At 61.7% G+C, this 22,173-nt stretch carries 15 protein-coding genes; 4 read left to right on the top strand and 11 right to left on the bottom strand.

Annotation, left to right across the window (positions count from 1 at the left end; translation table 11 throughout):
- The first annotated feature begins 45 nt into the window (after positions 1-45).
- Entirely contained in the window at positions 46-714 is a 669-nt protein-coding gene (locus Q4F19_RS17130) for a lasso peptide biosynthesis B2 protein (RefSeq protein ID WP_303545111.1), read from the top strand.
- Positions 711-2,465, top strand: coding sequence for an asparagine synthase-related protein (locus Q4F19_RS17125; protein ID WP_303545108.1), 1,755 nt, complete (start codon positions 711-713; stop codon positions 2,463-2,465). The genes Q4F19_RS17130 and Q4F19_RS17125 overlap by 4 nt, the downstream gene beginning before the upstream one ends.
- Here Q4F19_RS17125 and Q4F19_RS17120 read toward each other — a convergent pair.
- The 8 genes from Q4F19_RS17120 to Q4F19_RS17085 all read right to left on the bottom strand — a co-directional run bounded on the left by Q4F19_RS17120 (position 2,405) and on the right by Q4F19_RS17085 (position 13,914).
- Positions 2,405-4,606 (bottom strand): Atxe2 family lasso peptide isopeptidase, encoded by a 2,202-nt coding sequence (locus tag Q4F19_RS17120; protein WP_431312422.1) that lies wholly within the window; start codon positions 4,604-4,606, stop codon positions 2,405-2,407. The genes Q4F19_RS17125 and Q4F19_RS17120 overlap by 61 nt on opposite strands.
- The gene (locus Q4F19_RS17115; RefSeq protein WP_303545103.1) at positions 4,600-7,188 is read right to left on the bottom strand and encodes a TonB-dependent receptor; all 2,589 of its coding nucleotides are present in this window, start codon (positions 7,186-7,188) and stop codon (positions 4,600-4,602) included. The genes Q4F19_RS17120 and Q4F19_RS17115 overlap by 7 nt, the downstream gene beginning before the upstream one ends.
- 72 nt (positions 7,189-7,260) lie before the next feature.
- Positions 7,261-8,262: a FecR family protein gene (locus Q4F19_RS17110; RefSeq protein ID WP_431312421.1), complete on the bottom strand. Its 1,002-nt coding sequence runs from the start codon at positions 8,260-8,262 to the stop codon at positions 7,261-7,263.
- The gene (locus Q4F19_RS17105) at positions 8,259-8,837 is read right to left on the bottom strand and encodes an RNA polymerase sigma factor (protein WP_303545099.1); all 579 of its coding nucleotides are present in this window, start codon (positions 8,835-8,837) and stop codon (positions 8,259-8,261) included. The genes Q4F19_RS17110 and Q4F19_RS17105 overlap by 4 nt, the downstream gene beginning before the upstream one ends.
- 2,047 nt (positions 8,838-10,884) lie before the next feature.
- Positions 10,885-11,232 carry a PRC-barrel domain-containing protein gene (locus tag Q4F19_RS17100; protein WP_303545097.1) on the bottom strand — a complete coding sequence of 116 codons (348 nt, stop codon included), beginning with the start codon at positions 11,230-11,232 and terminating at the stop codon, positions 10,885-10,887.
- A 576-nt stretch (positions 11,233-11,808) separates the two neighbouring features.
- Positions 11,809-12,711 carry a HEPN domain-containing protein gene (locus Q4F19_RS17095; RefSeq protein WP_303545095.1) on the bottom strand — a complete coding sequence of 301 codons (903 nt, stop codon included), beginning with the start codon at positions 12,709-12,711 and terminating at the stop codon, positions 11,809-11,811.
- Between the two features lie 73 nt (positions 12,712-12,784).
- Positions 12,785-13,009: an RNA polymerase sigma factor gene (locus Q4F19_RS17090; RefSeq protein ID WP_303545093.1), complete on the bottom strand. Its 225-nt coding sequence runs from the start codon at positions 13,007-13,009 to the stop codon at positions 12,785-12,787.
- Complete coding sequence (locus tag Q4F19_RS17085) at positions 13,006-13,914, bottom strand: ArdC family protein (RefSeq protein ID WP_303545090.1); 909 nt, start codon at positions 13,912-13,914, stop codon at positions 13,006-13,008. The genes Q4F19_RS17090 and Q4F19_RS17085 overlap by 4 nt, the downstream gene beginning before the upstream one ends.
- A 526-nt stretch (positions 13,915-14,440) precedes the next feature.
- Between Q4F19_RS17085 and Q4F19_RS17080 the strand changes: the two genes are divergently transcribed.
- On the top strand, positions 14,441-14,650 hold the full coding sequence (locus Q4F19_RS17080; protein ID WP_303545088.1) for a helix-turn-helix transcriptional regulator: 210 nt from the start codon (positions 14,441-14,443) through the stop codon (positions 14,648-14,650).
- Positions 14,651-14,738: 88 nt separating this feature from the next.
- Here Q4F19_RS17080 and Q4F19_RS17075 read toward each other — a convergent pair whose 3' ends face one another.
- The gene (locus Q4F19_RS17075; protein WP_303545085.1) at positions 14,739-15,677 is read right to left on the bottom strand and encodes a tyrosine-type recombinase/integrase; all 939 of its coding nucleotides are present in this window, start codon (positions 15,675-15,677) and stop codon (positions 14,739-14,741) included.
- 752 nt (positions 15,678-16,429) lie between these two features.
- Between Q4F19_RS17075 and Q4F19_RS17070 the strand changes: the two genes are divergently transcribed.
- The gene (locus Q4F19_RS17070) at positions 16,430-18,058 is read left to right on the top strand and encodes an alpha-D-glucose phosphate-specific phosphoglucomutase (RefSeq protein WP_303545082.1); all 1,629 of its coding nucleotides are present in this window, start codon (positions 16,430-16,432) and stop codon (positions 18,056-18,058) included.
- 191 nt (positions 18,059-18,249) lie between these two features.
- Here Q4F19_RS17070 and Q4F19_RS17065 read toward each other — a convergent pair whose 3' ends face one another.
- A complete protein-coding gene (locus tag Q4F19_RS17065; RefSeq protein ID WP_303545572.1) occupies positions 18,250-19,251 on the bottom strand; it encodes an NAD-dependent epimerase/dehydratase family protein in 1,002 nt (333 codons plus the stop codon).
- 1,628 nt (positions 19,252-20,879) lie between these two features.
- Entirely contained in the window at positions 20,880-21,977 is a 1,098-nt protein-coding gene (locus tag Q4F19_RS17060) for an acyltransferase family protein (RefSeq protein ID WP_303545080.1), read from the bottom strand.
- Positions 21,978-22,173: the final 196 nt, after the last annotated feature.

Below are 22,173 nucleotides of genomic sequence, written 5' to 3'. Positions count from 1 at the left end.
CGCGGTTTCTTACCGCGCGCCATTCTTCCGTCAGGAGTGGTCGCAATGGGACTCAAATTGCGTAGGGGGCTCTCTTTCTGTCGCATTGGTAAGCGAATCCTGTTTCTGGATGTGACGGATGATCGCTATTTCTGCCTGAAGCCCGCTGCCGAGTTCGCCTTCGCTCGGCTGGTCACCGCATCCGAGCCGCTAGGCGAGCATGATCAGGATGCGATTGCTGGCATGATCCGCGAAGGGCTGTTGGTGCCATCCGGCAGTTCCATGGCGCCCCGCCCCTGCGAGGCCCCACCTGCAGCGACGCGCAGTCTGCTCGATATCAAGCTCGCGCGACCCACTTCGTTCGATCTGTCTGGCGCGGCATGGGCGTTAGCGCGTGCGACGCTTTTGACCCGCGCAGGGGCGCTGGACCGGAGTTTGCGAGCATTCACGGATCTCAAGAGCAGCGCATCGGGGCAATCAAGAACAAACGGAGCACTTCAAAAAACGGCCGCCGCGTTCGAGATGCTCACGCTCGTCACATCTCCGCTGGATCGATGCCTGCCGCGTTCGCTCGCGATGGCACGGCGTCTCGCTATGCAGGGTCTTCGCCCCGATCTGCTCATCGGTGTCCAGCTGCACCCTTTTCGGGCTCACGCTTGGGTGCAGCACGACGACTGGCTGGCCAATGACAGGCTCGACGCAGTTCGCAGCTTCACACCAATCCTCGCTTTATGACGCGCGATCGCTACGTCGCGATCATTACGCAGACCGGTACTCCGCGCGCCGCTGTCGGCGCCGCCATTGCCCGTATGTCGCGCCTCGCCTCGTTCAGGCTTCTACTCGAACGGGATGGGTTGGTCGTCGCTTCGACGGCGGTCGCGCCGACGATGGTGAGCGACGATGGAATTATCTTGGGCGCGCTCTTCACGCGTCACCCCATCGCGCCGCGCACCGTCCTGCACCCCGACGCCCAAACTGCCATCTTGCGATCGCGCGGCGCGCATCTGATCGGCGCCTATTGGGGTGGCTACATCGCCATGATCGCGGCACCTCACCCAGACGGCGTAGCGATCATCAGGGCGCCGCTTGGGGATTTGCCATGCTACTGGGTTGAGCGCGACGGGATGACGATTGTCGCGTCCGATATGGATGCGCTGCTTTCGATCGTCGGAGCGCCCGCTCGCATCCATTGGCCTGCCGTCTCCCGACAGCTGCTGTTTGGTGACCTTCGGCGCGATGAAACCTGCCTCGCCGGGGTGAGCGAAGTCGCGGGTGGCACCCGTCTGTCCATCTTCTCGAACGGATCGATTCAAACAGACACTCTTTGGAATCCCTGGACTTTTACGGATCGGAAGGCCGCCATTGTCGACCGCGATGTCGCAGCACAGGCACTCCGCGAGACCATACGGGCGTGTGTCGCAGCGCGGATTGCAGCCCCCGATCATGCGCTGCTCAAATTGTCGGGCGGGCTTGATTCATCGATCCTGGCTGCCGCGATCGCCGCGGAAGGCCGGGATTGTACGTGCCTCACCATGGTGACCGAACATCCTTCCGGCGACGAGCGTCTTTATGCGCGCGCCGCCGCCGCCTTCGTCGATCTGCCGCTTCTAGAAAAGTATCGGGATCCAAGCAGGATCAACCTGCGGATCAGCGCTGCCGCTCGCCTGCCAAGGCCGACGGCGCGAAGTTTCGCCCAGGAATCGGCGCGGATCGCGAACGAGGCTGCGGACCGCGTTGGCGCGACGATCGTCGTCGATGGCGGCGGCGGAGACAATGTGTTTTGCTCTCTATCGTCCGTCACCCCCGTCGCAGACTGTCTGCTGACAGGTTCATGGGGAGCCATTTGGCCGACGACGCTGACCATCGCTCAGCTCTCTCAGGCCGGCCTTGCCACGATCGCCAGACGCGCAGTTTTGCGAGCGTGCCAGCACCGAAACTATCGTTGGGCGATCGACACGCGCATGCTTGCGGATCGGGCGCTCGCCGAGTTGGCCGTGCCCCTCCCCCATCCTTGGCTGCAGGCACCACCCGGCACGCTTCCCGGCGCGGGCGCCCATATCGCCATGATTGTCGCCGGACAGAGCTATGTCGAGGGGCTTGATCCGCAGGACCGCCTTCCTTCGACAGCACCATTGTTATCACAGCCGATCGTCGAACTCTGCCTCCGCGTGCCGAGCTGGTTTTGGTTCGAAGGCGGCCGCAATCGCGCTGTCGCACGCCGCGCCTTTGAAGCGCTCCTTCCCGCCGTCATCCTGGAGCGACGCTCGAAAGGCACACCGGACAGCTTCGTAGCGGAGATTTACGAGCATCAGCGCGCGGGCATCCGCAAGTTCCTGCTCAGTGGTTCGCTCGCGGCGCAGGGACTGCTGAATATGCCAGATCTGCTTCAGGCCCTCGACGACGAGCGTCCGGTCAACGATGCCGATCATGGCCGGATCATGCAGCTGGTCGACGTTGAAGCCTGGCTGCAGGCCAGAGGCGCCTGACCAGGTCGCTTGATGCGCGCCTCGTCTCGGAGCACGCGCAGCGCATCCCACCGTCGATATTGATTGTCTTTTGCCGCATCAGCATCGCGATGGCCCCGCAGCCAATAATCGAACCAGTCGAGATTGCGTTCGTAGATCGCCAGGCGGTGAATGGGCTGCCACTTGGCATGATATTCGTGCGGAAAGACGTACATTTCGACGGGCTTGCGATATTCGCGCAGGGCCTCGAAGGCTTCAAGCCCGATCAGATATTCGTCATCATCCATCTGCATCAGCAGCGGAACGTCGATGTCTTTGGCATTCTGCGCAAGCGACATGGGTTTCCAGAAAGTCGGATTGTCTTCGATCGCGAGCGGAAATCCCATGCGGCGATTATAGTCGGCCCACGCGATCCCGCCATAGGTCATGACCGTCTTCGGCTCGAGGCAGCAGGTGCTGATCGAGGAGGCGGCGAACAGACGCGTGTTGATCAGCGCGAAGCGGACGGTGGTCGACCCGTCGCTGAGACCAGTAATCCCGATCCTCGTCGGATCCGCCACGCCCATGGCGATCACCTGCCGGACACCTGTGACGAGCGACGACAGCAGGCTGCGTCGTTCAGCCCAGTCTTTATAATCGGCCGCGTTGATCTCGTCATAGGTTTTGAGATCGGGCAGCGCCGAAGAGGCAAATGCCGGCCGCTCGACGCTCAGCACGGCGAAACCGCGCGCGGCGAACGCGAAGATCGGATATTCGTCGCCAGTCCCGCCGCGCAAGAAGCCATCGCTATGATATTGGACGATGACCAAAGGGAGCTTGGTCCCGCGGCGATAGTCGGCCGGGAGCACGAGGTCGCCCCACGCTTCGAACCCGCGATCGTTGGTCCAGCGGAGCCGCTGAACCCGGGGTAAGGCGATGCTGGCAAATTCGGGATTGGCATCGAAGACGGTCTCGCTTCGGCCCGTCTCGGGATCGATCAAAACGATATGGCGGGGGGATCGCGTTCCTTCGCGGACGCAGAGCAGATGCCTGCCTGCCGGCACGCAGCCAACGAGCACATCTTGCGTCCGCAATGCGCGACGCGGCGCCCCGGCACCGACGCGCCAATGGTAGAGCGCCATATCCCCGCGATCCCAGCCCTCGCGACGAAGCGCCCAGAGGGCATTGCCCGATGGAGACCACCACAAACCGATGATCCCCCCGCCGGAACATATCGCGGCAGTGCAGGGGATCGCTTTGCCGTGGATGTCGCTCAGATGCAGCTCGGTCGGACTTTGCGGCGACCGAGCACCGTGGTCGGTCCACGCGCGCCGTCCATCCTGTGCGATCGCCTCCGGCGTCCGGTAGAGTTCGGCGACCGAATTCTTGGCCGACGCCGCGCCGGGCCCGTCCAAACGCGTCACGATGCCGGTAGCAACGTCTGCCGAGAACCAGACGAGCGGTGCCACGCTTTCGCGAATCTGGGGCCGAGCCCCTGAATAGGTGACGACGCGACCATCATAGAGCCAGCCCGATCGGGCCTCTCGATCGATCGACTGTTGCTCGGTTCGGATTCCAGGACGGGTGGTGAAGAGCAGTGCATGCCCATCCCCGCTCCAGCGCACCGTCTCAACATCGTCGGGCCCACGCGTTACCGCCACCGCGACTTTGCCGTCCGCGCGAACCCTCCAGGCGCGCGTGACCCCGTCGTCCCGTCGCAGGTAGGCGATCCATTGACCGTCGGGCGACCATGTCGGTGTCACGACCGCTGGGAATCCACCCGGCACGAAAAGCTCCCGCTGGACGTCGGTCAGCGTGATCAGCGTCCCGCCCTGATCGACGATCCGCAGGCGCCGTCCGGCCTCAAGGCTGCCCACCACCAGCGCCCGGCAATAGCCATTGGTCTCCGGATCCGCCCGGTTGATGACGAAGGCATAAGAGCGGCCATCTGGCGCGACGGCGAGGGGGCTCGGACCGCCGGTGATGGACGGATCCGGAAAGCCGATATCGCGCAATCTGACCAAATCGAGCATTGTGATTGTGCGAGCCGGCGCTTTTGCGGGCTGGGCATCCGGCACGAGCTGGGTGCATCCCGCCGTCGCGGCCGTCGCGAGGAGGACGCTGGCGATCGGGGGGAAGGCAATGGAGCATGCCCGTGCGGCCCCGTGCACGACGCTCACCATCTCCGCGCAATCCCCAAGGCAATGAAGCGGCCGACGGGGGAAAAGTTGGTCGAATCGTAAGGCGTGTCCGTGAAGGACGAGATTGCGATGGCGGCCGGTTTGGCGTTGGTCGCGTTGAGGAGCGACAGCGTCAGATCCAAGTTTCGGAACAGGCCCGCCTCCCCATCCGTCTGCACCCGCGCCGAGAGATCAAGAGTCGTCAACGACGCAATGCGTGGGCTCGGATGGAAACGCGTGTCACGAATGCTGCCGATATAATTGACGGTCGACGTCAGCGAGACCGGTCCGTCCGACCAGCCCAATCCACCGCGCGTGCGAACATGCGGCGGATTGAACAAGGTCCCAGCAAGGGTCACGACGGGCTGGAGGCTGCTGATCTGCTGCTTGCTCGCGAGATAGGTCGCATTGAGCAGCGCGTGGAGACTGCCGGCCCGGTCGCCGAGCGCCTTGTCGAGACGCAGCAATAGGTCGGCGCCGTGGATCGTTTGACGACCGGCATTGACGCTGGCGTCGTCAATCAGCGCGACAACCTTCGCGGGATCATAAGGTGCCCCGGCGGCATTCAAGAATGTTCCCGCGGCGGCCAGAGCGTTCGCCTTGGCGGCGTCCGTCGGGTTGAGCATGACCTGGTCGCGATAGATCGGGTTGCTGAGTGCGACCGAGAGCAAGGCGACCGGATCGACGATCCGATCTCGATATTGTGTCGAGAAATAGCTCACCTCGAGGTGGAAGCCTGCAACGGTTCGAGGGTGGAGATCGATGCCCGCCGACCAGTTCGTTGCGCGCTCCGGCTTGAGCTCCGAATTCCCCCCTTGAACCGTGAGAACGGTCGCGCCCGCCGGGAAGCCGCTCCCGCCGACCGAGGTCGCGCGGTTGAGCGTCACGCTTTGCGGATCGTAACGCTGCAGCAACGTCGGGGCCCGGAAGGATTTGCCCCAGCTCGCCCTCAGCAAAAAGTCGGGTGTCGGCGCATAGACGGTCCCCAGCTTCGGGGTCGCGACAGAGCCGGTGCCGGGATAGTTTTCGTATCGGATCGCCGCGCTGACATTGAGCAGGCTGACCAGCGCTATTCCCTGCGCGGGCGACACCAACGGCAGGTTGATCTCGCCAAAGCCATAATAGCTGTCCTGTGACTTCGAGACGTTCCGGTAATTGCCGGCGCCCCTGAAGCTGGTGAAGTCGTTTCGCCGGTAGCCGGCGCCAAGCGCAAGCTTTGCATGGCCCCCCGGCATCCGGAAGAGCGTGCCATCGCCGTTGAGCTCGGCGGATTTGGCGCTGTTGCAATAGCAGCCGGACCCCGCATTGCTGACGACGCCGGCGAAATTGACATCGACGCCGTAGCGCACATGGTCCCGACCATAAGATCCGGTCAGTGCCGTCTGCCAGTCGCTGCCCATCGCAACGCGCAAGGTCGGCGCGACGACCAGCGATTCAGCGGTGGAATAAGACGTCCCGCTGCTGACAGCGAGATTTCCCGCGGCGTTCAGGGGGAAGCTCGAAACGCTCCAGCGCTTGTTATAAAGGGCGTCCAGGTCGAGCGTCAGATCGGTTGCCAGGACCTGATGTCCGCTGATCGTCGCGCTGTGGCGCTTCAAGGCCGGAAACAAGGTCAGTCCGGGCGAGCGGGTCGCGGCATAAGAGCGATCGGCCGATGTGATCGAGGTCGAGCGGTTGAATTCATACGCGGCAATGATCCCGCCCGACCCCCAGGTGCGGCCCGCCACCGCGCCATATTGCTGGCTGAAATCGCCGCCGTCGGTCGATGTGCCGAGCCGGGCACTGGTCCGCAGTCCCGCAAAGTCCCGCTTGAGCACGATATTGGCGACGCCCGCCACGGCATCGGATCCATAAAGCGCCGATGCCCCGTCGGGGACGATTTCGATGCGATCGACCGCATCGAGCGGGATCGAGGAGACGTCGATGCTTTGGCGCGACGCGCTGTACGAAAGTCGGTGGCCATTGAGCAGGGTCAGCGTCGCGTCGCTGCCGAGGCCCCGCAGGTTGATCGACGAGCCACCGCCGACATCGACCCCGCGGGTGACGGGAACGTTGGTTCCAACCCCGGGATTCTGGCCGCCGCCAAAGCTTTGCGGGATGCTGCGGACAACGTCGCCCAGGCTCGTCTGTCCCGCATTGCGCATATCGTCCTGACTGAGGCGGATAACCGGCGATGCAATCAGCGCACCGCGGATCCTGGACCCGGTGACCAGTATATCGTCGTCCGCTCGCGCCGTATCCACAAGGACAGCCGATCGATCAGACGCGGGCACGATGAGCAGCGTCGCTCCGTCAGCGCGCGCCCGCAGCCCCGATCCTGCAAGTAGGATGGCGACCGCTTGGCGAGCCGTATATCGCCCGAGGAGGGCTGGCGCCTGCCGGTCACCGATAACCGATGCTGGCGACAGGATATCCTGGCCGGAGGCAAGCGCGACGGCCTGCAAGGCGGCTCCAAGCGGCTGCGCGGAAAGATCATAGGGTCGGATGTCGCTGACCTGCGCCCGCGCCGCCGGCGCGACCAAGGCACCGGCGACTGACACGGCAAACGTCGCGGCGAGCTGACGATGAAAACGGAGTTGCGACATGGACGTCCCCCTGGTTCGGTCCGCTTGGCGCGGAGCCGTTCGAGGGGGAGGACGACGTTGGGCGAATTGACCCTACGTTTTTATTGCAGGCGACAGCAGGATCGAACCATCGGGCGATTTGCCGACGGTCAGATCAAACATCTTCGCGACGGCGCTGGCAAAGGCGTCCGGCTCGGCTGCATGAAATGCGCCCGTCACCCGCAGATTGCCGGACACAGTATCGGCGAGACTGATCTGGACCAGATTGTATCGGTTGATCGCGGCGATGGCGTCCGCCAGTCGCACGCGATCGAACGTCAGCATTCCGCGCGGCCAGCCGAAATTGTCGGGGTTGGTCGGGACCGCGCGCGGGTGCGTCCCAGCTCCCTCCAATGCGATCTCATAGCCCGCGGCCAAAAGCGGGTATTGGAGACCCGCGGGTTTGCCGCCGCGCTCGGTCGCCACACGAACCGTCCCGCGCCATGACACGACCCGAACGACCGGGCCTGTGATACTGACATCGAACAGCCCGCCGTCCGAGACTGCGAAGGCCGCGTTGGCGGCCACAAACAATGGAGCCTTGGACGCAGGTGTCGCGTCGACGCGAACGCGCCCTTGGATCAGTCGGATTTCGCGGCCACCCGCATCGTCTCGAACACTGATCGCTGATGCCGCATCGAGGATGACCCGGGCCCCATCGGCAAAGGCCAGCGAACGCGGGCGCGCGCCCGCGCTGGCATAAAGGGTTGGTGCAGCCGGTGTGGCGTGTCCGACTCGTCCCAGCGTCAAAATGCCGAGCCCCGCGACTAGGAGAAGCACGGCTGCCAGCGCGGCGTAACCGATCGCCGGGCGGCGCCACCAGATTGCGGCGCGACGCAGGTCGCGCTTCCCCGCGAGCGCCGAATGGGTCAGGAAAACGGACTGATCCCATCGCTGGAGCAAGCGGGCATAAGCGGCGTCATGAGCCGGATCCGCGGCTCGCCAGGCGTCCAGCTCAGCGGACCATCGCGCAGCATCCGGACCCCGCATCTTGGCGAACCAATCGGCAGCCGCCGCGCTGACGGGGGCGCCATCCTCCCCCGACGGCGACCTCATCGAGCCGACAGGACATGATCGACGAAGGCTATCGCTTTGCTCATATGCTTCTCGACCCCCTTCACGCTCAATCCGGTGCGTGCGGCGATTTCTACATAAGAATAACCATCAATGCGATGCGCCAGGAATATCTCGCGCGTCCGGGGATTAACCCGCCGCAGAGCCTGTTCCAGCCGCTGCAGCATGTCGCGTGCCTCGAGTGCGGCGATCTGGTCGGGCGCATGCAGATCGACGTCATCTGCAGATACGTGATGCACAGTCGCCTGGCGACGGTCTGATTTTGCACCGTCCAACAGGAGGTTGTTGACCGAGCGCCGCAGATAGCCCGCCGGACTGGTGATCGCCGCAAGCCGCTCGGGCCCCAACGAGACCAGCCGGGTGAACACCTGCTGCACGAGGTCGCTGGCGCGTTCAGGCGAGGTGGTGCGGCGCAGACGGCGCATCAAGCTTAAGCGATACTCGCGGTACAGCGCCTCGATGCAAGGCTGCCCCACCGCGTCCTTTGGGTCGGGCGCGCGTGGCTCGTCTTTTCCAAGCTCGATCGGCCGGATCTCGCGGCGCGACGTCAGTCGCATCGACGCCACCTGCAGAACCCGTCTAGCCGCATCTCTGAACGCATGTTCCCGACGCCCCGCGCTTCGAAGCAAGGCGCCTTCGGCAAAAGCCGGGAGTTGAGAACATACTTGAGTTATGCGCCGGTGCCTTTAGCCGCAAGCGGCCTGGACATACGCACCGGCCTCCCGGCAGCGCCCTCGCGGATCCATTCTTCAAGCGAGGTTCTCACGCCTCGGCGCCGTTTCCGGCGCGATCGCAGAATACGGCGCGAAAAAAGAGATGCAACCCCGGCGATTCGCGCGCCCGACCGATTATGTCGCTGCTTTCCCCGGCTCGCCGACCGCCGGCGGGCAGCGACAGCGGTGGCCTCTTATGGAGGCCCGACAATCGCCCGGCATCGGCAATGGATGACCGGATCGGCGCATCATGTGCGGTCCGTTGCGGCGAAGTGTCAAAGCGGCGCAGATGGCGTCATCCGGAAAATCGGTGCCGCCTAACCTGCTGTAAACTCGACGATCTTATACAGACTGGCACTAACAACGGGGCGGCCGTGCCAAAATTATTGGCAAATATTGATTATTATACAATGGCTTAGTGCGGTGCCAGTGCCATAGCTTTAATCTTGCCATCGCCCACACGCCCCTCCCCTTTCCCCTCGCAAGCTTCATGTCTCGACCATCCGCGCTCCACGACCTCTACCGCGCCTGTGCTTTTGGAGACGCGCATCTGGCAGGATGATAGGCGGCGGACGCCCCCTGATGTCACGACCAACAGCGAACATCGGGCGCTCGACAAACCGATCGATCGGCAACCGAAAGCTGCTCTTCGCGGGTCGATAATGGCGGCAACGAGGAAGCCTCAGGTCCGACCGTAGGAACCACGCGACACGGCCGGCTATCGCATGATGGAGACCATCAGTGCCACGGTTTACGGCGCTGTCGATGGCAGTATCGGCTGGCCGTGCCTCGTAATATTTGCCGCCGGCGACCGCCCTCGGGGGTGTTTGAGAGCGGCCATCCGGCGACGGGCCATAGGCCCAGGCCCGCGGAGAGGGCCCGAGACCAAAAATACCAAAACTGATCGGTGACTCGCAAGTCATTGCGGCCGGGTCAGAGCGTCCACCGACACTTAGAGAGTGGCTCACATCCTCGATTAGTCACGGATAGAGGGCAGCCTCGACGGTGCCGCTAATGGCGCACGAGGTCTTCGACCGCTGTTTCACACGAGCGGAATTGCCCCCGCCTTTGACGCCGAGGCACGCGTCGGGGGCGCGTGCCCGCAGTGGATATATCGACTGCAATCGACCCCGCCGCAATGCGCCTCAACGGCTTAGCCTAAGTGAGTGCGCCATCGTCTTGCCACCGGCTCGTCGATCCTCTGGAGCCGACGATGTCCACCTCGCCTCACTATCCCGGGCGGGTGTTGCCGGACAGCGGCCCCGATCCGCTGTCCGGCAACGAGCCCTTGCGGGCCCGGGTCCTAGGGCTAGACCTGGGATCAGTTATCGGCTTCGAGAGCCTGCTCGCAACCCGCTCCAAAAGGTGTAGCTCAAAGGAGTTTACGGGCGGCGCTTGGCCGAGAAGCGCGGCGGAATAGGCCTGCCGCCTTCGTATTGCGTTTGCCGCCGGCGGCCGCCCGCTGGGGTATTAGGGAGCGACCATCCGGCGACGGGCCCTTGCCAGCCCAGGCACCCCCGGGAAGAGGGGACCCAGCGTGACTTTATCGATTGAATCGGTGGAGCCACAACCCGCTCCAAGGACTTAGCCCAAGCGAGTTCTGCCGAGCTTCATCGACGAAACTGTTGATCCGCTCTTGGAGCAACATCCGGCACGCCGCGCTTCAAAAGGATGTCGCCGGACGACGGCTCCGGGGGGTGTGTCCTGAACCGCCATCCGGCGACGAGCCCTTTCAGGCCCAGGCTGGTGTAGGCCCGGGCAAAACCAACAATATTCTCCGCTCAGACGCAAGCGGCCTACCTGGGCCGGTTAGCGGAGAGAGATCGGCGGCGCACGCCGCGCATGTTCTCAATGCCGCGGAGGCCGCTCTGCTCCCTCTCGCGATCCTGCCTCACCAAATCTGCAGGTCGCCGTGCTCGGCGGTATCGCGTCCACGCTCGGCGATGATTTCTGCGGTTACGTCGCTCACGTAGCCGTGCAGGTTTTCATCGAATTTGAAGCGGCTCCAGCTGACCGGCAGGTAATTTCCGATCCCAAGGATCCCCGCGTCCGTAACGATGGCGTAGCGAACCTGACCGCTGCGCTTGTCGATCATGAGCTTGTGAATGTGGCCGACCTTGGCTCCATCGGGTCCGTAAAGCGCCGCTCCCTGGACCTCATCAGCGGCGATAGCGGCGTCGCTCTCAACATCCTCGATGAAGCCGTCGGGCCCGCCAGTTTCAACCTCGCGTTCGATCATGACCATTCTCCTCACCCGGGAAACGCGGCTCGTCGAGCGTCGGCCCCGCCTTATAACGCAACCCCCCAATTTAGAGGGTTGCCCACTCTATCGGTCACAAAGGGGGACGCATTCAAGCCAGCCTCGCAGCAGCATTGCCCCGCGTCACGTTCTCGCCTGTTGCCATCCGTGGCGAGGCGATTGCGGTGATATTTTCGGCATCGATGACCAGCCTGGATGAGGGCAGTGTCGTGCGATTGCCTGCTCGCTGGTCCGCTACACGAGGCTGACCTGGGTGCTGGGCCCGCGGACTCCGCAAGCATGCATAGCCAGATCGCGGCGATCAACCTGGCTGTCGGATCCGGGCTCGCGCCCGGGCATTTAAATCGGGAAGATCGATGGCCGGGACCGACCGGCCTGCTTCGATTTGCGGAGGCCCAAACTCGAGCACGATGGATGATTTCGGCGACATGAGGAACGCCGCAAGATCTGTATCGCCCGGCAGATATGGCCGAAATGTAGAGGTTCGGAGGTTGCTAACGAGGTCTTAAAGCGAGAAACCTAGCCGAACATTTGGGGCGTGCGAGCGCGATCCGATCAGAGATCGGGCAGCGCGAGCCGGCGCTCGCAGACCGCTAGGACCAAGGTCTGCAGGACGCCCACCCGCTCGGCCAACCAGCGCAATTCGTCATCGCTGATCACGTAATGCGGGGAGTAGCGGGCATTGACATAGGCCTGCCGCAGAAGCTCGAAAACGCGCCGGCTGAGCTTGTCATTCCGAGGCCATGCCTCAATGAGTTCAGATGCGAGCTCTTCTGCATGAGAGCGCAGGAAATTGAGCTTGTGGGATTTCGGACTGTAAAGCGTCAGCACCAACAGCGCGCAGTGATAGAAGCGCTCCGTTGCTTGATGGAGGTTAAATGCCGCCTCGTTGGCGTCGCCGCGATTGGATAGAAATAGGCTAGAAGCTAGGAACGCTCCCGCACTAGCGAACCACTTGTCAAAGTAGCCTTGCGCCTCGACTCTCGCCTCCTCAGGCGGCAGGATGCGAGGGTGCGCGAAGGCTTTCCCTTCGGCCTCGTATAGAGCGATGCCTTGATTCACGATATCGACGAAGAACGGCCGTCCTCGCTCGAGTTGCTGGTTCACGTCGGTGAGAGTGTGAACGATGAAATTGACCGGCGCGCCGAGAGTCTGGGCGATCGTGACCTCGCGCATCAGCCGATCCTCGGCGGCGGACCAATAGTCAAAATCGGTCAGACGCTCGTCATTGACGACGATCAGGATATCATAGTCGGAATGATAGCCGCCGATCGGGTCATCGACCCAACCACCCCGCGCATAGGAGCCGTAGAGGACGAGTTTTAAGATGCGGCCCTGCTTGTTCCAGCGCTGGTTGCCGGGCCGAAGCGCGGCCTCAAATTCCTCGAACAAGACGCGCACGACCTGCGCGAGTTCGCGCTGCTTGCCCTTGGGGAGATGATCAAGATCGCTGCGCATGGTGAGCCTCGCGATGTGGGGCCATGGCGGACCGGAGCGCAAGCGCTAACCGGCCCGGCCAAGCCGCAAGACATCATCTGGACGGTCTTTTTTCAGCCTCATCGAGTTCCTTGGCCAAGGTGTAAATCGCCTTCGCCATCCGCCGTTCGACGTCTGCAATACTGATGTCCAGAGCTGCGGCAATATTGCCATAGGGCAGATCATCGAGCCTATGCGCGAGGAAAACGTTGCGGGTCAGCGGATCGAGCGAGGCCATGATCGCCTCCATTCGCCAGAGCAGATCCGAGGACTCGCTCATGACGGCCACTCCTCTGCGGGCGTATGGCTCAGGAGGTAGTCCGCGGCCTTGCTGGCTTGGCTCGCCGCGCGAAAAATGGCGCGTTCATCCTCGCGCAGGACCGCCAGCCATGCGCCGATATAGTCCGAATGGCGCACGGTCGGATGAATCGAGAGCGACGCGCAGGTAAACGCGCACCCCATCTCGGCAACAAGCTCCTCGCGCGCATAGTCAGCGCTGCCATAAATGCCGGTCTGATCACGATCGAGGCGGCTGCGATGCCCCGACCAATGGCCGAGTTCGTGCAGCGCGGTGCGGTAGAAATTGATCCGATCGTGGAAGGCTTGCCGGTGTGGGACACTGATGAAATCGCCGCGAGGTGAATAGAAGGCCTGGGGCCCGCCGACCCGAAACTCTGCGCCGGTAGCCGCAATCAGCGCGTCTGCCCGAGCGATCATCTCGCGCTGCGCAAGCGGCATGGCCGGCTGGATGAGCGCGTCCGTCAGCCCTTCGCACTGGTCGACATGGAAGACGGTAAAGCGCCTTAGGAAAGCGCGCTGTTGCGCCTCGCGTCCCTCTTCGCGGGCGCGTTGCTCTTCATCCTTGGGTGTGAAGTGATCGGCATAGCAGACAATCGTGCCTGTCTCGCCGCGCCGGACATTGCCGCCCGCCGCTAGCGCCTGCCGATAGGTGAGCCAGGCTTGCGAGCGATAACCCTTGTCGATCCCCGCCGCCCACAGGATCAGCACATTGATGCCCGAATAGATCCGCTTGGACGCTGCATTATGCGGCATCGCGCAGCCGCAATGAGCGCTATCCCAGGGCTGGACCCAGGGCAGCCGCCCTTCCTCCAGCTCCTTGATCACACGCGTCGTCACCTCGGCATAGATGCTCTGGCGATAGGCCTCGGTCTTGGTCTCGACCATGTCCTTGCTCCTTCTCAAACACCGCAGCCCCGGCCGGAATGGCGGGGTGGGCGGCAGGAGCGGACCGGCAGTCACGCCGATCGAGGCGGGTCGCACCCGGAGGGCCGCAACGAAGAGAAGGACCCCGGCTTTAGCCGGGGTTGCGGCTTGCCGCGGCGGGACTAGAGGGCTGCGACGCCCACCTCGCCAGATCGACGCCGGAGGCCAGACGCCATCCGCACCAGCGGATGTCCGCAAAGCCGGAGCGTCAGATCCGGCTCCGCGTCAGGTGATCGTTACCCGGTAGGGGACGAGGTGCCGCAGGCGACTCGGTGCAGCGTCAGCGGAATAGAGCGCGGCCGCGCCAACGGCGCGGGACGCCACTTCGCTGTCTTCGGATCATTTCTAAAGGCGCTGATGGGCGCTGATGGGCGCTGAAGGGCGTGGCAGGGCGACCCGCGACGGCGCACCTCTTGTGCTGCGCCACAGGCCGCGGCCCAGGTCTCATCAGGGGAGCATATCGACACAAGCGATATAGGAGCATGCCATGACGACCTACTCGCCCGATCGTATTATCCGGCTGAAGACCGTGATCGCCGAAACCGGCCTCAGCCGCTCGACCATCTATCGCCGGATGGAAAAGGGGACCTTCCCGCAAAAGCTCAAAATTGCTGATCGGTGCGTTGGCTGGCGCGCATCGGCGGTGACCAGATGGTCCGCCAATCCGGATCGCTATCGCGAAGAAGCTGAGTCCTGATATTCACCCCCTACGTGTACACCTCGCGCTGCATGATGGCCTGTTGGGAGGCTCGCCTCCCAACAGGCCATTTCCGCCTAGTTGGTGACTATAATGACAAGCTATCGAGCGCCTGGACGGTGATCTTCCCACTCAGGTGTCCGTAATGTCGTTCGATCATCTCGGCACTTGTATCGCTGATTTGCGCGACGGTGAGCAGCGGCAGGCCGCTGTTCACGAGATCGGTAATCGTGCTGTGACGCAATGCGTAGGCCGTCGTACCGGTCGGCATGCCGGCTTGGGTCGCCGCCCGAGCGATGGGCCGCTTCCAGCTATCTTTGTTCCACGGCTTGCCGTTCAGGCGAGCGAAGAGCGGCGCGCGTGGGGGTCTTGCGGCGGTTTGTGCCAGGAACAGTTGCGCGACGGCATGCGGCAGCTGAAGTCGCCTTGACTTGCCGCTTTTGTCCCTGCCGACACTGAGCTCGGACGTCCGGCAATCGAAGTCGGCCACTTCAAGCCCCGCAACCGCACCGGGACGCAGCGGTAACACGCACAGCGTTCGCACAAATGGCACGGCCTCCGGCTCGATGCAGTCCAGTAATTGGCGACGTTGATCACGGTCGAGATAGACGGTCCGTCGCCGGTGGGCATTGCGGATCGGCTTAAGCGCTTCCTGCCACGCGGCTTCGGTGCCCGGCGCGCCGGGCGCGAGCACCCTGTTCAGCGCCGCGCGAAGCATGGCCATGTCGCGATTGACCGTCGCGGGGGACCTATCGCGCGCAGAGCGCTCAGCGTTAAAGCTCGGTCCAACGAAAACGGGCTTTTGTTCGAGCCGCTCTCGCCAAGCTCTAAGCTGGCCGCGTCGCAGCTTCGCCAACTTCACAGAGGCGACCGGATCGTCATAGACGTGCCGCCTGAACCGGGCCTCCACAGCAACATCTGCTCGGCCGTAACGTTTGCAAGCCTCGCGGACGGTCTCGATCGCTCGAGCGGACAAGTCGCCACCCTCGATCATTGCGGCAAAGGACTCCGCTGCTTGCTTGGCCAATGCAAAGCGGTCGCGTCCGACAACGTCACCAAAGTCGCCCAACGCCCTGAGGCGGTACGTCTGCCCTTCGCCAGCATAAGCCCTCGCAACCCAGGTTCCGACACCGCCTCGCCGCGATGGCCGATATCCGACAAAGCAGCCTGTGCGCAGCCGCTGCCAATATGGCTCTCGTCTCGGCAAGAGCTCGTCGCGTGCTCGCACTTTGCTTAAGTCGAGCATGACCCGATCTCCGCGCACCTCGCGTACGGAAAAAGTAACGAAAATCTCATCGGAAATCAAGAGGGCTGGCGAAACTAAGTAGCTGTTTTAGCGCTACATATTGGGACAAAATGGAACGTCAAAGATCGCCTAGCACTGCCCTCCGAAGGCAGGGGTCACACGTTCGAATCGTGTCGGGTGCACTGAAACCAAGCCCCAGGAAGGCGTGCCAGCGACTCGCGCCTTTTAACTGCATTGGGCGCGTGGCTCCGGCCTCTTAAGCAACCTCGACATCGCTGCCCGCTAGCTAACCTCCTTATAACGAAGGGCGAACAGGCGCCCGCCCCGAGGGAGGCGTCTGATCGCGTGCAACGTCAGGTCGACGGCAGCCGCGTCGGCGCGCCCGATGGTCTCACGCGCGCCGGGAAACGGTTCGAGCAACATTGATCGCTCGTGTCGTGGGTGTGGAGTGTCTTGGATGCGATCGGTTGCGCTCGTTGATCCGTATTCTCTGGCCCCCTTTACCTCCCACCCGGCTCTGGCAAAGTACCCTCATGACCATGACAATCACCACAACCCCGTTCGCCGATCAGAAGCCCGGCACGTCCGGCCTGCGCAAAAAAGTCCGCGTTTTCCAGCAGACGCATTATGCAGAGAATTTCGTGCAGTCAGTGTTCGATGTGCTTGCCGATTACGTTGGGCAGACGCTGGTTGTGGGCGGCGATGGCCGGTTTCTGAACCGCGACGTGATCCAGACGATCATCCGCATGGCGGCCGCCAACGGCTTCGGCAGGGTGCTGGTCGGCCTCGGCGGCATTCTCTCAACGCCGGCGGCGAGCAATGTCATCCGCAAGCAGGGTGCGTTCGGCGGGCTTATCCTGTCGGCCAGTCACAATCCTGGCGGACCCGACGAGGATTTCGGTATTAAATACAATATAGGCAATGGCGGCCCGGCGCCGGAGAAAATGACGGACGCGATCTACGCACGATCGAAAGTGATCGACCGCTATTTCACGGTTCAAGGGCCGGACGTCGATCTCGATCGGTTGGGCGAGACACAGATGGCAGGGATGACCGTGTCGGTGATTGATCCGGTCGCCGACTATGCTAAGTTGATGGAACAATTGTTTGATTTCGGCGCCATCCGCGCGCTGATCGCCGACGGTTTCAGCATCAGCTTCGATGCGATGCACGCCGTCACCGGGCCCTATGCGCTGGAGATCCTTGAGCGACGCCTCGGTGCCCCGGCCGGCACTGTCGTGAACGGCACACCCTTGCCAGATTTCGGCGGTCTGAATCCCGACCCTAATATGGTACACGCGCATGATCTCTTCGAGCGGATGTTCGGGCCTGATGCCCCGGATTTCGGCGCGGCTTCGGACGGGGATGGCGACCGCAATCTGATCCTTGGCCGCAACATCTTCGTCACACCGTCGGATTCGCTAGCAGCGCTCGCTGCCAACGCCCACTTGGCCCCGGGCTACGCGCAGGGTCTAAAGGGCATCGCTCGCTCGATGCCGACCAGCGGCGCCGCCGATCGGGTGGCACACGCGCTTGGTCTGCCGCTGTACGAGACGCCGACCGGCTGGAAGTTTTTCGGAAACCTCTTGGACGCCGGCCTGGTAACGATCTGCGGCGAGGAAAGCGCCGGCACCGGATCGGACCATGTTAGGGAGAAAGACGGCTTGTGGGCTGTCCTGCTCTGGCTCAACATATTAGCGGTGCGGCGCGAGAGCGTGGAGGCGATCATGGCCGCCCACTGGGCGCGCTTCGGACGCAATTATTATGCACGCCACGACTATGAAGGCGTCGACATCGTCGCAGCGGAACGGCTGGTGAGCGAATTGCGTGCGGCGTTGCCTCGGCTGCCGGTACGCACGACCCATGGCCTGACCGTAGCCGAGGCGGACGAGTTCGAATATTTAGATCCAGTCGACGGGTCGCGCAGTCAGGGGCAGGGCCTGCGGCTTCGCTTCGAAGGCGGAGCCCGGATAGTGTTCCGCCTGTCAGGGACCGGAACCAGCGGCGCAACGCTCCGCATTTATCTGGAACGATACGAGGGGCCCGAAGGCGTGTTGGATCTCGAGACGGCCGCGGCGCTGGCCGACCTTGCCGCCGTCGCCGATGCCATCGCAGGCATCGTCCGTTACACGGGCCGAGACGGCCCGACGGTCATTATGTGATGACGCTGAGGAGCGAAGCGTAATCAGAAGTAAATTGGCGACATCGTTGGCGAACCGTCGACGGCACTTGAAGCGCCCGTGCGCAGGATGGAGCTGACGTTCAGCCGGTGATCTAAGAGCAGGAACAAGCTCCTCACCCGGGCCTTATCGCTTTGTGGAACCACTCTCATTAAGCAGGTCGCAGCCTCCAATCAGCGGCCATGATAGCTTCGGAACCAATCAACAAACGAAGCAATCCCAATATCGATTGAAGTAGACGGGGCGAACCCCAAGTCCGCACTTATCGCAGTAAGGTCTGCGTAAGTTGCTGGCACGTCGCCAGGCTGCATCGGCTGGAAGTCCTTTATCGCAGCCTTCCCGCACGCCTGTTCGATCAACTCGATCAAGCGGCCGAGCTGCTCTGGCGTGTTGTTTCCGATATTATAGAGCTTATGCGGCGAATAGCTACCTCCTGGCTTAACTGCGCCATCGTCCAACGGAGGGTTATCCAGCGCCGCGACCAACCCCGCAACGATGTCATCGATGAAAGTGAAGTCCCTCATCATATGACCGTTATTAAAAACTTTGATTGGACGGCCCGCTAGAATTGCGTCGGTGAAGAGCCAAGCCGCCATGTCGGGTCGGCCCCATGGGCCATAGACAGTAAAAAAACGTAACCCGGTTTGCGGGATCCGATAAAGATGGGAATATGTCTCACTCATCAATTCGTCGGAACGCTTGGTCGCTGCGTATAGGGACACCGGCCAGTCGACCCGATCCTCGACGCGGAACGGCAGCGCTTTGTTTGCGCCATAAACAGACGAAGATGACGCATAAACAAGGTGCGTGACCCCTCGCGCCCTTGCCAGCTCCAAAATATTTAGATGGCCGATCAGGTTCGACCGTGCGTACTCACGTGGGCGCTCGATCGAATAGCGCACACCCGCCTGCGCACCAAGATGAACAATGCGATCGATGGCGCGCCTGCCCAACGCCTCTTCAAGCTCGACCTCATCTGCAAAGTCAACATGCTCAAAACAAAAAGCACCAGCCCCCGCCGATTTTTCAATCCAACTGAGTCGGTCTTTTTTTAGAGAGACCTGATAATAGGAATTTAAACTGTCAATTCCAACGACCTGATCCCCTCGGTTCAGCAAAAAACGGCAGACGTGTGAGCCGATGAAGCCAGCAGCGCCGGTGACCAACACCTTCATTAACCTGTGTCCTAAAAAGACGGTGAAACAACAATCCTCGCGCCGACCAACGATAACGGGAGCGCCAGCAACCGCAAGCGCCGCCCGCATCGAGATCAGGCGGAAGATCAAGGGGCTTGGATTGCCGCCCGGATGGCACCCCAGAGTACCAATCGATCCTCAGGAAGCCGACACAAGATCGCCAGTATGCGCGATCGTCCTAACGGTAAACGTCAAGCCATCTTAGGCGTACAATCGCAATGGTCACATCTTCGGGCACGTAAGTGCCGGCGGTCAAATTGTCGCCTGGCGTCGACCGCTGGCAGGATTGTCGGAGTCGCCGCATAACACGGAGAGCCCCCCTGAACCGCGGGCCGGAACCAGGTATGTCTCGAGCGGATTGCGAAGGCCTCAATAATTGTTCGCGGAAAATGCGGCGCGGCGCTTCACGTTCGGATGAGGGATGTGCTGGCGGTCCATCGGCCATTTGCACCTGTCCAGGAAAAACGGGCATTAAATGGGATATGTCGCGGCAGCTGCCTCCGGGAAAGTTAAAATCAAACATAAGCGCCTCTGCAAGCAGCTGCGGCGGTAGATCGAAGTCATCGCCCCCTCCAAGCAGATCGCTCAGGCCATTGGGAAAATTGTGCTGCAGCGGGTCCATGTCGGACCATACCTCGAAAATCGTGAACTATCCGTTCCACCCACCGCGCCGTGGCGACGATTTCCAGCACTCAATGGTAGCCTCAGCCCTGGGTGAATTTATCTAGGAACTAGACCACTTGGACGAGAAACGTAGGATGTAATTACCGAAAGCGCGCACGAGATTTATTCTCACCATCGACGATGAGTCCCGGTAGGACTCCCCGTCGCCCCGACGCACTGACTAAGTTGCGCACCCGCGGCTCTGCCCGAGCCGTTGTTCGCAAGCAGACCATCGGCGTCGAACGGGCTGGGTCATCGTCACCGCTGCGCCGGCGTGTCGCGAAATTAGAATAGCGACACTTGAGGTCGAGCCGGTCTGGCCATGCGCATGCTTGAAAAAGACAACTCATCGCGGCTTCGCGAGAAGTTGCTCGATGGCCAAATATCCGTGACCTTGTTCAAACCCTCGTCGCTCAGCTCTGGCTACCGCCAAAGGCGACACGTAGATCTGCACTGATGCGGAACAGCCGTGCGCGCCGGCCGAGGCGGGGAGCGGAGAACAACGGCGCGTCATATCACGATTGCCGGCCGCGACAACCACGGCCGCGCCTTCGCCCCAAAGAACACCAGCACCATCTACACAGGTGCGCGCAGGCTTCGACCCGCCGATGACAGCAGGACTGTTCTAGTCGATTGCGACGCTGAGAGGTCATCCCAAACTGCCGCCAACTGAACCGCTCTCCGCAGAGTCGCCGACATCACTATCTTGTCCGTGCGCGCAGCTCTGCCACGCGCCTGCCTTTCGTTCCGATCGCTTTCGACGCCTGTAGAGCCAACACTGCTCGACGTTCAAGACCCGATGTCCCGACTGTCGCGCGCGGCGGTTTACGTTCAACCGCCGTCGGGTCAGGATTTAATTACGAGAGGCCGGTTAGCGCCCGCGTCATGATCAAGCATAGCGACGCTTCCCTCCCCAGGTGCAAGGCCAAATTTTCGGCCCTACCCTACCTGACTGTCGGCGGAGCCATAACTTTTTTGCGCGCACCTTCACATTCCGCGACTCGATCGCCAATACGTCTTCCAATTTTAACCATCGGCCTCTCTACGCATTTATAACAGATTATGCCTATAAACGCCGAAATTATTAAAGTAAAAACATAGAGGATTACAAATTGGCCAGCCGATGAACCAATGACTGGAGCGACCGCAATCAGCCAATGCAGAACTCCGAAGTGAACAAGATAAATGCTAAAGCTGGTCTCACCAAAGAAAGACAGAAATCTATTGACAAGGATTGGCCACTCGTAGCGAGCGGCGACGAAGGTCACCCCGCCCAACGCTGGCACCATGAAAAGCTGCGCGCCGGGCAGAACGTCACTAAGAAAACTCACGGCAATCGCGGAACTTACCACAAGGGCGCTTCCGATCATCGCCACCCGGCTATTCTCACTCTTCGGGCCAACTCTCTTTAGAGCTAAAAACAATAAGATTCCCGTCGCGAAAGACGGCGCATTCGTCAGGAAGTTGAAGTGAAAGAAATCTCGCCAGCTAGCATCTACAATGTTAAGGACGCTCGGTATTGCCGCGTTGGCAAAGGCTACCGCGAAGGATAATACTGTCAGAATGACCCACCGTCTGGACAAGGCGAGAGAGAGCACGATCCACGGAAATATCGCATAGAAAATGGCCTCGGAGGCTATGCTCCAACCGCCTGGAACAACGTTGTTGATTCCATGTGGATTGAAGCCATGGACAAACAGGAATGTTGTGATCGCGTCCACCGCCCAGACTTCGTTCGATGCGAAACTAATACCAAAAAGTTTTGGGCAAAGCAGATAAAATATTGCGGCTAAATAAAACATTGGGGCGACACGAAAAAAACGCCTCAGATAAAACTGTATGGGATTAAAGTTGTCTTCCCTCGCAACAAGGCATAAGGTCAACGCACTAACCATAAAGAACAACTGGACGCCACGTAATCCGAAGTGAGTGAACGCAGCAAAATAGGGCGGTAAGCCAGCAACGGATTGACCCACGTGCGTCATCACGACGCCGAGGATCGCAATGCCCCTGAGGCTATCTAGAAAAGCGTAGCGCTGCAATATGAGCCCCCCGACTCGGCATGAAAACTGCCCTCAAAGCTCGTTGGTATACCACCCAAAAAGGGCTGTACACCGTCACACAGCCTCCGCAGAGCACCGCTGGCGTAGACTAGTATGGCGGTCCCGCAAACCGCGGTTGCCGTGCAAACAAAAGAAACAGGCTTAGGCTTAGGAACTGGTAATTGGGTCACCAAGG

It is taken from the genome of Sphingomonas natans (genome assembly GCF_030546695.1).
GTDB lineage: Bacteria > Pseudomonadota > Alphaproteobacteria > Sphingomonadales > Sphingomonadaceae > Sphingomonas_I > Sphingomonas_I natans.
This window is presented reverse-complemented; position numbering and strand designations above follow the sequence as displayed.

Excerpts from the sequence above, each read along its gene's own strand:
- Q4F19_RS17070 (WP_303545082.1), top strand. The coding sequence starts at position 16,430 with ATGACCATGACAATCACCACAACCCCGTTCGCCGATCAGAAGCCCGGC.
- Q4F19_RS17100 (WP_303545097.1), bottom strand. The coding sequence starts at position 11,232 with ATGATCGAACGCGAGGTTGAAACTGGCGGGCCCGACGGCTTCATCGAG.
- Q4F19_RS17105 (WP_303545099.1), bottom strand. The coding sequence starts at position 8,837 with ATGCGACTGACGTCGCGCCGCGAGATCCGGCCGATCGAGCTTGGAAAA.
- Q4F19_RS17110 (WP_431312421.1), bottom strand. The coding sequence starts at position 8,262 with ATGAGGTCGCCGTCGGGGGAGGATGGCGCCCCCGTCAGCGCGGCGGCT.
- Q4F19_RS17085 (WP_303545090.1), bottom strand. The coding sequence starts at position 13,914 with ATGGTCGAGACCAAGACCGAGGCCTATCGCCAGAGCATCTATGCCGAG.
- Q4F19_RS17115 (WP_303545103.1), bottom strand. The coding sequence starts at position 7,188 with ATGTCGCAACTCCGTTTTCATCGTCAGCTCGCCGCGACGTTTGCCGTG.
- Q4F19_RS17095 (WP_303545095.1), bottom strand. The coding sequence starts at position 12,711 with ATGCGCAGCGATCTTGATCATCTCCCCAAGGGCAAGCAGCGCGAACTC.
- Q4F19_RS17120 (WP_431312422.1), bottom strand. The coding sequence starts at position 4,606 with ATGGTGAGCGTCGTGCACGGGGCCGCACGGGCATGCTCCATTGCCTTC.
- Q4F19_RS17080 (WP_303545088.1), top strand. The coding sequence starts at position 14,441 with ATGACGACCTACTCGCCCGATCGTATTATCCGGCTGAAGACCGTGATC.
- Q4F19_RS17065 (WP_303545572.1), bottom strand. The coding sequence starts at position 19,251 with ATGAAGGTGTTGGTCACCGGCGCTGCTGGCTTCATCGGCTCACACGTC.
- Q4F19_RS17090 (WP_303545093.1), bottom strand. The coding sequence starts at position 13,009 with ATGAGCGAGTCCTCGGATCTGCTCTGGCGAATGGAGGCGATCATGGCC.
- Q4F19_RS17125 (WP_303545108.1), top strand. The coding sequence starts at position 711 with ATGACGCGCGATCGCTACGTCGCGATCATTACGCAGACCGGTACTCCG.
- Q4F19_RS17130 (WP_303545111.1), top strand. The coding sequence starts at position 46 with ATGGGACTCAAATTGCGTAGGGGGCTCTCTTTCTGTCGCATTGGTAAG.